A 13,924-nucleotide genomic window follows, 5' to 3' on the forward strand; every position below is an offset into this window, starting at 1 on the left:
CAGCTTACCTAACTTGCAGCCTGCGCTCAGTGCGCGCCCACAAGGACAGCGCGTGATTCTCACCTGATGGTGCCTCGACGCAAGGTCGTGCCCGACGCTGCAGCCATCGAGCCCTGAGCTCATCACACATACGCATACGCGGCAGTTCGCTTGCACGGAAAATGGATCTCTGTGCTGAAAAAGCCTGCGGGCAGAACTATTGGCGATCCCCGGAAGAATTGTAGTTGGTGGTCCACTTTAGAAGGGGTCGAATTTTTCCAGGAATGTCACCCGTATGATCGCCGCGAGCCGTAATCCCCTCGTTGCTCTCAGTGACATGAAAGGCCACCGCCTCTGGACAGTCACAATGCTCATGGAATGGAGCCTCTCGTACTAACCCGCCACCCACGATTACCGTTCCCTCACCAAAAAAGTGCCCTGGAACCCATACCGTACTTGAGTACCGTCCCACAGGACGGGGGCGCCGTAACCAGGTTGGGTCTCGATCATTGGACACAAAGAGAGTCTCCCCTTCGTCGCTTTTGAAACCAAAGTTGGGCACCAAGATATGGCCAGGCTGAAGCACTTCATATTCGAGCTCGACCCCGACGGCCTCTCCGATGTCGACGGTATCGGTGACGATCCCCTTTTCCGTCCGCACTCGCACCGCGCACAGGCGCGCAATATCATCTTGAGGGGCCTTTGTCGGATCGAGCCATTCCCGGCACCCGGTGAGAGCTCCGGAGTTGTATAGGTACTCTCCGACGATCTCGTGTGTGGGCCCCTGCTTAATGAGCCGTCCATCCTTCAGAAAGATGGCTTTATTGCATAACCGTGCGACTGCCGACATGTTGTGCGAGACAAAGATCACCGTCCTCCCCTTCTCCCCGATGTCTTGCATTTTATTCATGCACTTCTGCTGAAACTGCGAGTCACCGACGGCCAGCACCTCATCCACAATTAAGATTTCGGGGTCCAGATGCGCGCCGACTGCAAACGCGAGACGAACATACATCCCGCTGGAATAGCGCTTTACCGGAGTATCGATATACTTGTCGATCCCCGAAAACTCGACGATTTCATCAAACTTCTTGTCAATCTCCGCCTTCTTCATCCCGAGTATGATGCCGCTCAGATAGATATTGTCGCGCCCCGTCAATTCAGGATGGAACCCTGTTCCGACCTCCAGCAATGTCCCGACCCTTCCAAACATTTGCGCACGACCGCTCGTTGGTTCGGTGATCCGAGACAGAAGCTTCAGGAGGGTGCTCTTCCCCGCTCCGTTTCGTCCGATGATCCCAACGACATCCCCAGTCTCTACTTCAAATGACACATCGCGAATTGGCCACACCTCTTCTCGTCTCGGCGAGGAAGATGGAGGGGCGCCCTTCATCCGCAGCATCCGCTGAACGCCTTGCGTAAAGCGTTCGGCGAGGCCTGACTCCCCTCGGCTCTTGCCAATCATGATTTCGTATTTCTTGGAGAGCTGTTCAACTCGGATTGCGACATTACCCATACAGAATTACCCTCGATCAATGCTCACGCTAAACTACTGAGGTTATCCTAGCGCTCATGCTGGATTTTGAGTAGCTAAATCACATCGGCGAACGTATTGGCCATCCGGTTGAAGTATGCCATCCCCAACAGTAGAGAGACTGAGATCGTGACGATGTTTACCGCAAGAAACACCGGATCCGGCGCAGGGGTTCCCAATAATGCCCATCTAAATCCCCCGATTACCCCGACCATCGGATTGAGATTATAGAACGCCTGCCAGGCTTGAGGCACCATACTGGCTGAGTAGGCAACAGGGGATCCGAACATCCAGACCTGTGTTAAGAGCGGGATCAGCGCCGCGACATCACGATACTTCACGAACAAGGCAGACAACCATAAACTCACGGACAGTGCCGCCAGGACCGTCAGCGCCAGGAACAGCGGAACGGTTACAAGCTTCCATGTTGGAAGCACACCAAACCATAGCATCATGGCAACCAGCAGCAGGAACGCGATGGCAAAATCAAGGAGGCCACCCAAGGTCGCTGAGAGAGGAATGATCAGCCGGGGAAAGTATATTTTTGTAATCAAGTTTGACTCGGCCACTACGCTGAATCCGCCCCGATCAAGGCTCTTGGAAAAATAGGTCCACGGCACCAATGCCGCATATGCGAATAATGGATACGGGATTCCATCTGACGGCAACTGTGCGATCTTACTGAACACGACGGTAAACACCAGCATCATGAACAACGGTTGAACCACTGCCCAGGCCAACCCCATAACGGTCTGTGAGTACCTGGCTTTGAGATCCCGCCAAGCCAAGAAATAGAGCAATTCACGATAATCCCAAAACGACCTCAACTTCAGGTCAAACCAGCTTTTGTTTGGCTCGATGACAACAAGGGATGAGCTATGTCTCACGGCATACACCTCACTGGTTACGCACTATGGGTTGGAGCCAAGTCACAGGAAACTTGCGCCGACGCGCGGCAGATGGCATCGCTACAGCGCAAGTGCGCTGCCGCGATCTCTCCTTGCTGTCAACACGAACTTTCGACGAGCTGCAACCCAGACTTCCTGACACCTCAGCGTCAGTTATGAATTGCAACGGGAGAATGCGCAGAATACGTTGCACTGTCCCTTTCCCTATGGAAGGCAACGATGTCTCGAATAGATCCAAACTTGAAGTCTGCAAGCAGCCGGCTCAATCGAGCCTGGGTCTTACCGAGATTCAGATAGTGCCTGATTTGTGACAACCACGGCCCATCCATACGAGGCTGTTGAGGATCTATCTCCCAGGGGTGGAGATACATGACCAGAGTCCCGCCCTGGCTTTCGAGTCGACGGAGCAGCGTCCTCGACACCGAATAAGGAAACAACCGAAAATATCCCCCTCCCGCCACAGGAATCTGAAATCCCATCGCCCTATATGTTGAGGGCTGAACTTCCCAGATTCCACCTGCCGGAGTGGTGATTTGAAACATTTCTCCCGGGAGCGGCCCCTTTTCCGTCCGATGAAATCGATCGTACACACTGGAGTCGTATTGATAGCCTTCTTCGACCAGAATCGAGAGCGCCCATTCGGTCTCGGCGGTTATAGAGAAACTGGGCGCTCGATAGCCCACGACGGGACTTCCGGTCAGATCCTCTAGGATATTTTTGGCCATTCGCACATCTTGACGAAATCGCTCCGGAGACTGGGCGGTTACTAATTCATGGCCATATCCATGGGATGCCACCTCATGTCCCTGGGCTGTGAGTGACTTGACCAGCTCCGGATGCCGTTCGGCGACCCATCCCAGGACAAAAAACGTCGCCTTCATTCCATGCTTTTCAAGCAGTTCAGCCAGCCATCGCGTATTTCTCTCGACGCGGCTTTCGTACCGATCCCATTCTTGCCTTCTGGCGTCCGACCAGAATGCCGAAACCTGAAAATGCTCCTCCACATCGAAGGAAAGACAGTGAATGGGTCTCTCTGCTGGCATGCTCATCGAGCACCTTCTCCTCGCAGAATGACTCGTATTGTCTCAAGCAGAATGCGGAGATCCAACCGCAGGGAGAGGTACTTCACATAATAGAGATCATACTGCAACTTGATATGGGAGTCTTCCGCCGAAGCCCCGTACCGAAATTGAGTCTGAGCCCATCCGGTAATCCCCGGTCGAACGACATGCCGGAGATCATAAAATGGGATGACCGATCTCAATTCCTGAACGAAGACCGGTCGTTCAGGACGTGGCCCCACTAGACTCATCTCGCCATGAATCACGTTGATGAGCTGCGGCAATTCATCGAGTCTCCACTTCCGCAAATACCACCCCACCCGTGAGATTCTGGGATCCCGCTCCGATGTCCACCTGGCGCCCCCTTTTTCCGCATCCGTAAACATGGAGCGAAATTTCCAGATCATATAAGGCTGAGCGCGAAGGCCGACCCGCACCTGCCGGTAGAACATCGGCCCAGGAGAATCCAGCTTGATCAGTATTCCAATCACAGCCAACAGGGGAAGGATGAGTGCAAGACCTATCGAGGCAATCAGCAGATCGATCGATCGTTTCATCGTTCTGACGACGATGCCTCGCTTAAATTCCCTGGAGAAAATGATTGCGCTCGGTTTCAAGTCATCGATTGAAAGCCGCCCAGACTCTTCTTCATAGAGATGATTTCCATCCCAGATGTCGACCCCCATCCCCTTCAAATCCAGCAATACTTGGACGGGAAGTACGGCCCGGCGATCCTCCAAGCAGACCGCGATCGTATCGACACGATCGCGTTCAACCACCGAAAGGAGTTGGTCTATGGTCCCTAGAATCTTCACGCCGGATAACTCTGCACCGACTTGCGCGTTTTCCTTGGCGAGAAAACCAATGACATCCGTAAACACTCTGCTCCTCGATACAAGTACCGAGCACAGATTGTTCGCCAGTGACCCAACCCCTAAAATCAGGATGCGCCTCCGAGCCCCAGGCACCCTAAAGATTGCCTTAGGAGCATGATCGACGGGCAAGATCACCAGTTTCTCCGTGCGTGATCTATCTGAGTTGGGTACGGTGAGGTTCATAGACCTTATTGCCATAGCTATAGTATGAATACGGCGAATCTTGCTCTTCCACTCCGTTCAGGATCACTCCCATCGCCCGCTCTTGCCCCACCATTTTCATGGCACTCATGACGGCATCGCGAGGAGTGCTGCGGGCGCGAATCACCTGCGCCACAACGTCTGCCATTCTCACAATCAACAGGGACTCGGCGACGGGCAATAAGGGTGGCGCATCGAGCACAATGCATTCAAACTTTTCACGCAAATTACTAATGAGCTTGGACAGCCGATCCACGTGAGTTAAGGCCGCGATTCCAGATTGGATAATACCGGCAGGAAGGATCCAGACCCCTAGCTGTTCATGATACTCAAGACATTCCTCAAACTGCTTTTCTCCGAGTAGTACTTCACTCAATCCCACGCCCAGTTCCATCCCGGCATAGGCATGCACCATTGGGCGTTTCAAGTCACAGTCCACCAATACCGTCTTCTTATTCAGATCTCTGGCAAAGACATGGGCGAGATTGAGGGCGGTGGACGTCTTTCCTTCTCCCATCAGCGCACTCGCCATAACGATCACGGTGCTTTCCTGCTGGCCTGCCATCAATCCAATTCGTGTTGCCGCGACTCGATACTGCTCTGCGACCGCAGACCTTGGATACCACATCGCGACGAGTTCCGGCCCTACCGAAACCTGCCCACGCTCAGCCAGGGGGCCTCCGTTCGCGACGAGCAGTCCTTCTTTCCGCCCACCTGGCAGGGCCAGCAACCGGTCCTTACGGCGAGCTGTTTCTGCCGTCAGTTTCGCTCCCCCCGGCCAAGCCGACTCAAAATGAGAGATTACCGCAAAGACAGGCAAGCCCAGCGTCACTTCGATTTCTTCGGCAGATACGAACCCCCGTCGAAGCATTTCAATGCCGATCGCGCTGCCGAATCCGAGTGCACAGCCTGCAGCCAAGCCTCCCAACATGACCATGATCAGATTCGGCTTCTCCGGCCATGTGGGCAGACTGGCAGGCTCCACGATGCGCATCTGCGTACCTTGCCGCTTCGTCTCGAGATCTCCGGCCATGCCAACCGTCAATTTCTTTTCCAGAAGCGACTGATAATTTTTCTGGAGATTGTCGTAGTCCCGTTGGATGGACATGAGTTCTTGCTGATGGACCGTGGTGCCTTCGATTCGCGACTCATACTTTCTAATATCCGAGGTGATGCGAGCTTGCCTGAGACGGAGTAATTCCTGCTCACGCAATAAGTCGTCCCGCTGCTTGAGCAATTCGGATTTATATGGATCGACGGGTTTGCGCTTCGGCTTCTTCGGCCCGTCGATTTCGGCCACCTCAGGCTCGATATACAGCGCGATATACTCCTCTGTCGTCATGGCTTGAATCTGGCTCAACTCATTCTTTACCCGGGCGACGTCCGGATAGGTCTCCTTGTACATTGACCGATAGCCGGCCAATGTCCTCTCCAATTCCCGTATCTTCATTAACCGGGGATCTTTTTCGGCTCGTTTTGGACTTACATCACTGGAAGGATCCTCATACTCTCTGATTGCCTTGTCGACGGATTCGAGGCGAAGATTCAGGGTCTTATCCATCTCTTGCTGCGCCGTCATCTCGTTCTCTAGCCGATCAATGGCTCGCATATTGGAATCCATTTGTTCAGGCAACTGGCCGAGATGAGACTGTTTGAACTGCGCGATAGCCCGCTCTTTGATTTCCAGTTGCCCCTTTAGGCCGTCCAATTCGTGCTGCAAGAATTCCGTCGAACTCTGAGCAATCGCCGTCCTCGTCTTTGTATTTTCCTGAATGAAGAGGTCGGCGAATCTTGCCGTCACCGCTTTTGCGATCAACGGATCCGCATCTGAAAAAGAGACTTTCAAAAGACCGCTGCCTTGCGACTCGATTTTCACAAGCTGTCTCAGGCCCGATGCGACACTATTGTCCATGGCCGGCGTCGCGTTCTCTTTATAGTAGCCGTACAGATGAAACTCCTCTGCTACTTGCGTCAACAAATCCTGCCGATATAAGACTTCTTTGAGCGCATCAATGCGTGTCCCCATTGCAAGATCCGGCCGATTCGCGTCCCCGCCCGATTCCGGGGCATCGACACCCTTTATGCCCCGCACCTTCTGTTCTTGATAGTAGAGCAGGGTATTGGAGCGATAACTCTTGGGCAACCATTGACAGAGCAGCGCCGCCAGACCAACGCAGACGACAATCGGAATGACAATCATCCACTTATGATTTTTTATGGCCCTGAAATAGTCTTCAGGAGTACTCAACCCGGTAAACAATCTCTTACTCCTTCTTTAATACGCCGGACCCAGAAGCACCACTTCCTGTCGCTGCGCCAGAGGGAACAGTTACACCTTCTGTGGATTCCGAAGACCCAAGGCTCCCCAATCCGCCCATTTGAAAGAACGATTGACTCGTGAACGCGTAGGAGAGCGACAACATGATCATCTTTTTCGAGAAGGCATATTCAGCTTGGGTCTGAGCTGTTTGAGCAAACGAGTTTGAAAAATACAGCCAGTTATAGGTGAGATTGACCATTACCGGCCCCAAGAGGTAGCTGGCCCCGGCCGTCGCGCCAAGCGTGTCAAAACTCGAGGCAGGCGTACTCGTAGTTCCATGCGAAACGTTCATCCCCGCCTGAGCCGTGAGCTTAGACGTAACTCCCGCACTGGCATTGACACCGACAACGTGCACCTTCATTGGCCCTGCGTTAAGGGAGAAACTTGGAAAGATGCTGAAATTATAGCTCAGCGATGTTGTGAAGGCCCCTGGTGCGATGACCCCTCCCGGAGCGAGGCTGCCGGCCACCCTCGGTAAATTATCAAACGGTCCCGGGGCCGATCCCGCTGCCCGCAGCCCTTCCAAAAATGAACTGTACGTCATTGTGACCGTCCCTGTCGGTGCAAAGGACGACTTGATTGATTGGCCTGGAATGGGTGATTCTATGGGAAGGGTGAAAATTCCGCCTCCACTAAGAGACGTGCTCAATTGCTTTGTCCAGAGCTTTCCCCAATTCGCCGTCCCCGCAATGGTCGTAAACGAACCTGACCCGCCGCCTGAAGCTCCCCCCTGAATAAAGTGAGACATGGTCGCGGTAGTTCCCACCGTGTCTGTCGGCGATACCTTTGTAGTCAGTTGGGTCATCGTTGTGTGGCCTTCTGTATCGAACAGCTGATTATTAACCCCACCTGATTGGTTCCCGAAGGTTAGCCTCATGTAATTGTAACTGGCCGTGAGTGCCGTATTCCTGGAGAGGTCATATCCCCCGGTAATACCACCGTTCATATTATGCATCGACACCCGATTGGTGATGAGCCCTGTATCGACCGGAGAGGTGATGCCGGTTGTCCCGAACCCAGTTCCCAGTGCCCCGCCTGTCGTTGCCCCGAAACCGCTCAATGACGGCGTAAACTGATAGGTACCTCGAACGGACAAGGCCGAGATTCGCTGCGAAAAACTATTGGCCCAGCGCTTCAAATCCAACTGGCCGGCGGCATTGATACCAGTGTAGTCAAGACTGGGATTATTCACGTACTTCGTAATGTTAGCCCCCACAGAAAAACTGCCATTGACGCGCGGGCCGGCGTGAGCAAAATTGATCTGAGGTATCACCGTAGTCATAAAGTCTTCTGCTTTGAAACCGGGACTCAGCAATGTTTTCGGGGTGTAAAACACGTTTGAGTCATAGGTCTCTGAGACCGACAATGTTGGAATGATGATTGTTTGGGCCCACACGGAGGTTCCCGTCGACCACCAGATAACCAGCCCGATCAATAAAACAGCTTTAGCTATTCGCCGGCCGGTATCACGGTACAACAATGACGTCACCAGCCTTCAGAATGAAATTGGCCTCCAGATTCTTCCCTTGCACAATATCTAGATACGGCACGGGAATCATGACTTGCTTGGTTTCCCCTTGGGCATTCTTCACCATACGAAGCACGTGCACGTTATTACGGGAAGCAAATGTCGTAAACCCTCCAGCATACGAGATCCCTTGCACCACACTGGTGAATGACTTGAGAGGAATCTTCCCAGGCTTCCCAACCTCACCGACTGCAAAAATGTGGTAGCTATTGATCTCTTTCACTTGGACAGATACCGTCGGAGTGGACATAAACTCCGCCAATGCATCAGCCACATGTTTTGAAAGAACTTGCGCGGACAATCCCGCGGCCATGATGTCGCCGATCAGAGGCAAAGAAATTTTGCCATCGGGCCTTACAATCACTTCTTTCGACAACTCTTGATTGCGCCAGACAGTGACGACGAGAACATCCTCCGGCCCGATGAGAAACTCAGTCGGGGGAACGGACATGCCCTGATATTGGATATTCTGCTGAGAGCAACCCCCTATCCCGCTAAGAGAACAAATCAGAACCGCCACAGCCGCAAGATTTCGAGCCAACGCCCAAGTGCATACTGTCATCGTCGCCTTACCTCTCCAAGTATCTCAACTACAGCACATGCGGCAAATCGCCAATACTTGATCGCTCGCTGAACTTCAGAACAACCTGTCCACCCACTAACGACTAGGTAGTATTACCATCGTTTCTGACGGCACAACGATCTGATCGCCGGGCTTCAACTCCATATTCTGAACCGATCCGTCTCGCACAACGATGTCGTCATAACTTGCCTTGAGTTTAGTTAAGCCCTCCCCATCTTTGGAGAAGCGAAATACAACGATTTTATTCCTGGCGGCCATCGGTGTAAATCCGCCGGCCACGGTAATCCCCTGCAAAAGCGTGGTCTTGCTTTTGAGCGGAAATTTACCGGGCTTATTGACTTCCCCTAAGACATATATCTGATAACTGTTTACTTCCTTCACCATAATCGAAATGGTTGGATTCTCCATGTAGGCCCTGAGCCCCGTAGAGATCTCTTCAGCCAATTGCACAGGCGTCTTGGCAACGGCCGAAATATCGCCCAGGAGCGGAAGAGAGATTCTGCCATCCGGCCGTACCTGAACTTGCTTGGAAAGATCTGAATTCTTCCACACAGTGATTTCCAAAATATCCTCGGGACCAATAATGTACTCTGGCGTGACTATCAAGAGAGACTTGTCTCCTGATCCTACTGTGGATTTTGTAGAGGAGGAGGCTACTCCTCTCTTGACATCTGTGTCCTGGGGAACCGCCAACGCTGGGCCGAGCAAGACACACATGCTTAACCCGACAATCACAGCGAAAGCTTTAATCCTTTGCATCGTTGTAAACTCCTTTAGCAGGGGCGGACAAACAAGACAAGCTACCGCCCATCCGAGGCACCACCTCTCCGAAAACTCTGTCCCCAAAATCACCTGCCACCTAGACTGCCGCTGAAAACACCTCGATATCCGAGACCTGCACGACTGCCCGACTCTGACAAGAAAGCACATGCAACAATACAACGGCTCGCTCTTTTCTCGGCATGGCAGACTCAAATACTGCTCTTATTCCAGCAAATGGCCCGCTATTTATGCGAACCACATCCCCGGACCTAAAACTCGGCACTTGCACGACGTCTCGCCTTCGAATGCTTTCTTGGATTTCACGAAGCAGGCCCGGATCGACCTCAGCTGGAGTATGTCCAAAAGCTACTACTTTTCGGACCCCTCGGGAATATGAAATGATCCTATATTCTCGTTCATAGTCGAAACGCGCGAAAAAATAGCCTGGGAACAGGCCCGAACGACGAAAGCGACGCTTTCCGCCAACGGTAAAACACTCTTTTACTTCAGGGTAATAGGTCTCAATCCCTGCTTGACCAAGAAACGATGTTGAAGAATGTTCCTGGCGGGGCTTAGCCATGACAATATACCATTTTTGCATCCGCGCTACCCCCCAACTTCCATTACCAACCGCCTACCAAGATTTCCGTACCGTACTGAGCCACTACCCACTCGGAGAGTATTGCACAGCGAGGCTAAATTCAAAAACTATTCATTCAAAACATGAACTTGAGACCGACCAAGTACGGGCCTACCCCTTTTCCAAAAGGGACGCGCCTTGCCCACCGGACTTCAGCCAACGTAGGCGTCTCAGCGACCGTAACCGGAGTCGGCACAAAGACCTTCAACACCTGCTCTACAGGAGGGGCCTGCTCCATCAATATGAGCATTCCCCCGCTGCTGATGTTCAAGGAGAGCGCCTTGCCTTCACGAGCTGCTTGAGCAGGTTCATCCGCAGGTCTAGTCAATTGATAAGGGATAGGCCGCAGCATCGCCACTCGATCCCTATGACTTTCTCCACAATCGGTCATCGGCCATTCCCAGCTTATCTGTCCCACATCACGCCTCCCCTGTAAGGATTAATTCCTTGGCTTCCCTATCCGCAACTTGAGAATTGGATTCTCGAGAGTAGCTAGCCCAACTTGCGCTACTCTTTTTCCAATCATACTGAACTATAGGGAATACCTCTGAGGCGAACAATACCGATGATGTAGGCCAATATTCTCTAACGTAGGTGTTGACTCCCCCTAAAGGGTTAGGTACTCTTTCTAGTGTCGTTTCACTCGCTGCACTCTATCAGAGTTTGTTCAATTGTCTAGCAATACTGCCGAGTCTGTCGTAAAGAGAATCCATGACTGAATCAACTCAGCACGCCGATCAATCAGATGGCCTTGCCGACCAACGTGCCGGTTCAGGAATTGTTGTGTTAACGGCCGCTATGCAACTGCTCCACATGAATCGTCAGGCAACGGAGCTGGCTAAAAAAATCAATGCCGCGGAACAGGCAGGATCGGCTGCTCGATCGGCCCACGGCGTTTTGCCCACGGCCCTCACTGAGCTCTGCGGGGAAATTATCAAGGCGCTCCATGTTCGGACCGAAGCAAAAGATTGGGAGCAATTTGAACTAAAACGAGTGAGCGGGGATCCGAGCCAACCCATTTTGCTTCGCGGATTTGGCCTACCTGATCGTGCCGGGGTGGAGCATGCTCGCCTGGTGGTCACCATGGAAGAGCTCGGAAGAAGGCAGAACCTCAATACCGACCATGCCCGCGAAAAATTCCAGCTCACGAATCGTGAACAAGCCGTAGTGGAACATTTGGCCAAAGGATGGACCAATAAAGAGATCGCAAATGCTCTCCTCATTACAGAGCAAACAGTTAAAGAGCACATCAAACACATTATGCGAAAGACGACAGCGACAACCCGCACAGGCATTCTAGTCCAGATCTTCAACTCATAACTTCCCGCTTACACCTCTGTTGCAAAGACACCACACTGAGCGATCTTCACAACATCCCACTCGTGATCACTGAAATTTACTTCAATAAATTCAGCAACTTGCGATTAAGTAATTCAGGTCTATTGATTGCACAGTACCCTCAGTAAGTGATGCGGTGAATCTTTCACCTGAGGAGCCTAGACTTGAAGCAGACCTTCTCCAAGCAATCTATCGGCAGCGTGCTCGGCTTGGCCCTGCTCATTTCAGGGTGCCAGACCGGTGCGCCTCTCAAAACAGTAGGCCTCGACAACCCTGGATTCATGAACCTTTGGGGAACGTATACGCACTGTAAGTCCACCTCAGATCTGGGCGAAACCCAGCAGGCTATGGGGAAACTCACGATGGCCGCCTTGGCTGGCCAGGGACATGACGGATTTGTGCTCCCGATGCCGCAACAACTGGAACGTTTCGTCGCCACGCCGGCAAGCCGCCTTGCCGTGGACGTTCACGCCATGGCAGCTTCGTGCTCCCTCCATGCTGGACAAGTCGCGTTCAGCTCTGGAAGAGTTGACTTGGCTAGAGAGGCACTCACTAGCGTGATCACGCTCCACAAGGAGAATCAGGAACCAACCTACTACCTCGCACAGGCCCACAAGCTATTGGCTGAGATGGAAAATGGAGTTCAGATTTCGCTTAAAACTCCCTAGGCTATCTCTCCCCTCGTAATTTCCCATACTCTTCTACATATCGCTTAGCCGAACATTCCCAGGAACAATCCACCCCCATGCCAGCCTGCTGAATTGACGTCCACGCCTCCCGGTCTGCATAGACCTTCAAGGCCAGCAGGATTGTCGCCAGCAGAGAGTCCGCTGAAACTCCTTCAAACTGGAATCCCGTCGCATCTCCGGCCAGTGCCGTAGAGGGCCGGTATGGAATAACCGTGTCTGCCAACCCCCCCGTCTTTCGCACAATTGGAATCGTGCCGTACCGCAGGCTATAGAGCTGAGTCAGTCCGCAGGGCTCATACCGCGACGGCATGACCAGCATATCCGCACCGGCTTCAATTCGATGCGCCCGCCCCTCATCGAATTTCAGAGACACACCGATTTGCTGTGGATACCGCTCCCTTTCCGATTGAAATCGATCTTCAAGAATCCGATCCCCCGTACCCAAAATCGCCACCTGAACGCCCACCGCCATCAACTCCGGAATAATCTCCGCCAGCAGATCAAACCCCTTCTGTGACGTCAACCGTCCGATGACTCCAATGAGCGGAACATCACGATTCGGCAAGCCCAGTTCGTGCTGAAGCGCCTTCTTGCAAACTGCTTTGCCTGATAGGTCCGTCCGTGAATAGTTAGCCGCGAGGTGGCTATCCGTCTCAGGATCCCAGGAACCAACATCAATGCCATTGATAATCCCGACCACACCATCCCGACGACCAGCCAACACACCCTCCAAACCAAACCCGCCATCTGAGCCCATGATTTCTTTTGCGTAAGTCGGGCTCACGGTCGACACCTTGTCCGCAAAGAGAATACCTCCCTTAAGCAGGTTCACTGATCCATAAAACTCCAACCCGGCAGGAGTAAACAGATCTGCTGGCAGGCCCGTCTCAGAAAATTGGGAACCGGGGAAGACACCTTGATACCCCACATTGTGAAGCGTCAACAGCGTCCTGACATCGCCGACGAGTGCCCGATCACGCTCCGTGGTTTTCAGATAAACAGCCGCAAGGGCCGTCTGCCAATCGTGCAAATGCAAGACAGAGATCGGCTCACCGCAACTGCTCCGGAGATATGCCAACACTTCAACGATCGCGCGGCTGAAAAAGGCGAACCGAGCGAGATTGTCACTGAAATCCCCGTCTGGCCCTTGATACAACCCAGCCCGGTCAAAATAGGGATCATATCGAACCGCCACCACTCGAACCGATCGTTCCGCCACCCCGACAGGAATCACATCTTCTTCAAGCATCGCATCGATAAACCCCTTGGCAGTCCTGACACGAATCGTCCCAATCTCCCGCAGCGACCTTCCACCCGTCTGAAAACTGCGATAGCGGGGCACAATCAAGGTCACCGTATGCCCCAGCTTGGCAAGCTCCACTGGAAGCGCACCGGCGACATCGGCCAGCCCGCCGGTCTTGACGTAGGGAACCGCCTCTGATGCGGCCATCACAATGTTCAGTGAATCGATGTGGTGAGATCTCGCCATGATGTAAAACGCCAGCT

At 52.9% G+C, this 13,924-nt stretch carries 12 protein-coding genes; 2 read left to right on the forward strand and 10 right to left on the reverse strand.

Going from position 1 to position 13,924, the window contains the following annotated elements; translation table 11 throughout:
• Positions 1-196: 196 nt before the first annotated feature.
• The 9 genes from Q7U39_14655 to Q7U39_14695 all read right to left on the reverse strand — a co-directional run bounded on the left by Q7U39_14655 (position 197) and on the right by Q7U39_14695 (position 10,352).
• Entirely contained in the window at positions 197-1,495 is a 1,299-nt protein-coding gene (locus Q7U39_14655; protein MDO9119198.1) for an ABC transporter ATP-binding protein, read from the reverse strand.
• A gap of 74 nt (positions 1,496-1,569) precedes the next feature.
• Positions 1,570-2,400 (reverse strand): ABC transporter permease, encoded by an 831-nt coding sequence (locus Q7U39_14660; GenBank protein MDO9119199.1) that lies wholly within the window; start codon positions 2,398-2,400, stop codon positions 1,570-1,572.
• 170 nt (positions 2,401-2,570) lie between these two features.
• A complete protein-coding gene (locus Q7U39_14665) occupies positions 2,571-3,470 on the reverse strand; it encodes a DUF3473 domain-containing protein (protein ID MDO9119200.1) in 900 nt (299 codons plus the stop codon).
• Positions 3,467-4,540, reverse strand: a complete 1,074-nt coding sequence (locus Q7U39_14670; protein MDO9119201.1) for a TIGR03013 family PEP-CTERM/XrtA system glycosyltransferase — start codon at positions 4,538-4,540, stop codon at positions 3,467-3,469. Before Q7U39_14670 ends, Q7U39_14665 begins: the two co-directional genes overlap by 4 nt.
• Positions 4,512-6,818, reverse strand: coding sequence for an AAA family ATPase (locus Q7U39_14675; protein ID MDO9119202.1), 2,307 nt, complete (start codon positions 6,816-6,818; stop codon positions 4,512-4,514). Before Q7U39_14675 ends, Q7U39_14670 begins: the two co-directional genes overlap by 29 nt.
• Before the next feature lie 4 nt (positions 6,819-6,822).
• Positions 6,823-8,367: a hypothetical protein gene (locus Q7U39_14680; GenBank protein ID MDO9119203.1), complete on the reverse strand. Its 1,545-nt coding sequence runs from the start codon at positions 8,365-8,367 to the stop codon at positions 6,823-6,825.
• A complete protein-coding gene (locus Q7U39_14685) occupies positions 8,345-8,857 on the reverse strand; it encodes a polysaccharide biosynthesis/export family protein (GenBank protein MDO9119204.1) in 513 nt (170 codons plus the stop codon). The genes Q7U39_14680 and Q7U39_14685 overlap by 23 nt, the downstream gene beginning before the upstream one ends.
• Before the next feature lie 207 nt (positions 8,858-9,064).
• Complete coding sequence (locus Q7U39_14690; protein MDO9119205.1) at positions 9,065-9,748, reverse strand: polysaccharide biosynthesis/export family protein; 684 nt, start codon at positions 9,746-9,748, stop codon at positions 9,065-9,067.
• A 100-nt stretch (positions 9,749-9,848) separates the two neighbouring features.
• Positions 9,849-10,352 carry a transcription termination/antitermination NusG family protein gene (locus Q7U39_14695; GenBank protein MDO9119206.1) on the reverse strand — a complete coding sequence of 168 codons (504 nt, stop codon included), beginning with the start codon at positions 10,350-10,352 and terminating at the stop codon, positions 9,849-9,851.
• A gap of 750 nt (positions 10,353-11,102) precedes the next feature.
• Here Q7U39_14695 and Q7U39_14700 point away from each other — a divergent pair.
• The gene (locus Q7U39_14700; GenBank protein ID MDO9119207.1) at positions 11,103-11,711 is read left to right on the forward strand and encodes a LuxR C-terminal-related transcriptional regulator; all 609 of its coding nucleotides are present in this window, start codon (positions 11,103-11,105) and stop codon (positions 11,709-11,711) included.
• 182 nt (positions 11,712-11,893) lie between these two features.
• Positions 11,894-12,397, forward strand: a complete 504-nt coding sequence (locus Q7U39_14705; protein ID MDO9119208.1) for a hypothetical protein — start codon at positions 11,894-11,896, stop codon at positions 12,395-12,397.
• 1 nt (position 12,398) lies between these two features.
• On the opposite strand, the gene glgA is transcribed toward Q7U39_14705, so the two are convergent.
• Positions 12,399-13,907, reverse strand: coding sequence for a glycogen synthase GlgA (gene glgA, locus Q7U39_14710; GenBank protein ID MDO9119209.1), 1,509 nt, complete (start codon positions 13,905-13,907; stop codon positions 12,399-12,401).
• Positions 13,908-13,924 lie beyond the last annotated feature (17 nt).

Source organism: Nitrospira sp. (genome assembly GCA_030653545.1).
Taxonomy (GTDB): domain Bacteria; phylum Nitrospirota; class Nitrospiria; order Nitrospirales; family Nitrospiraceae; genus Nitrospira_D.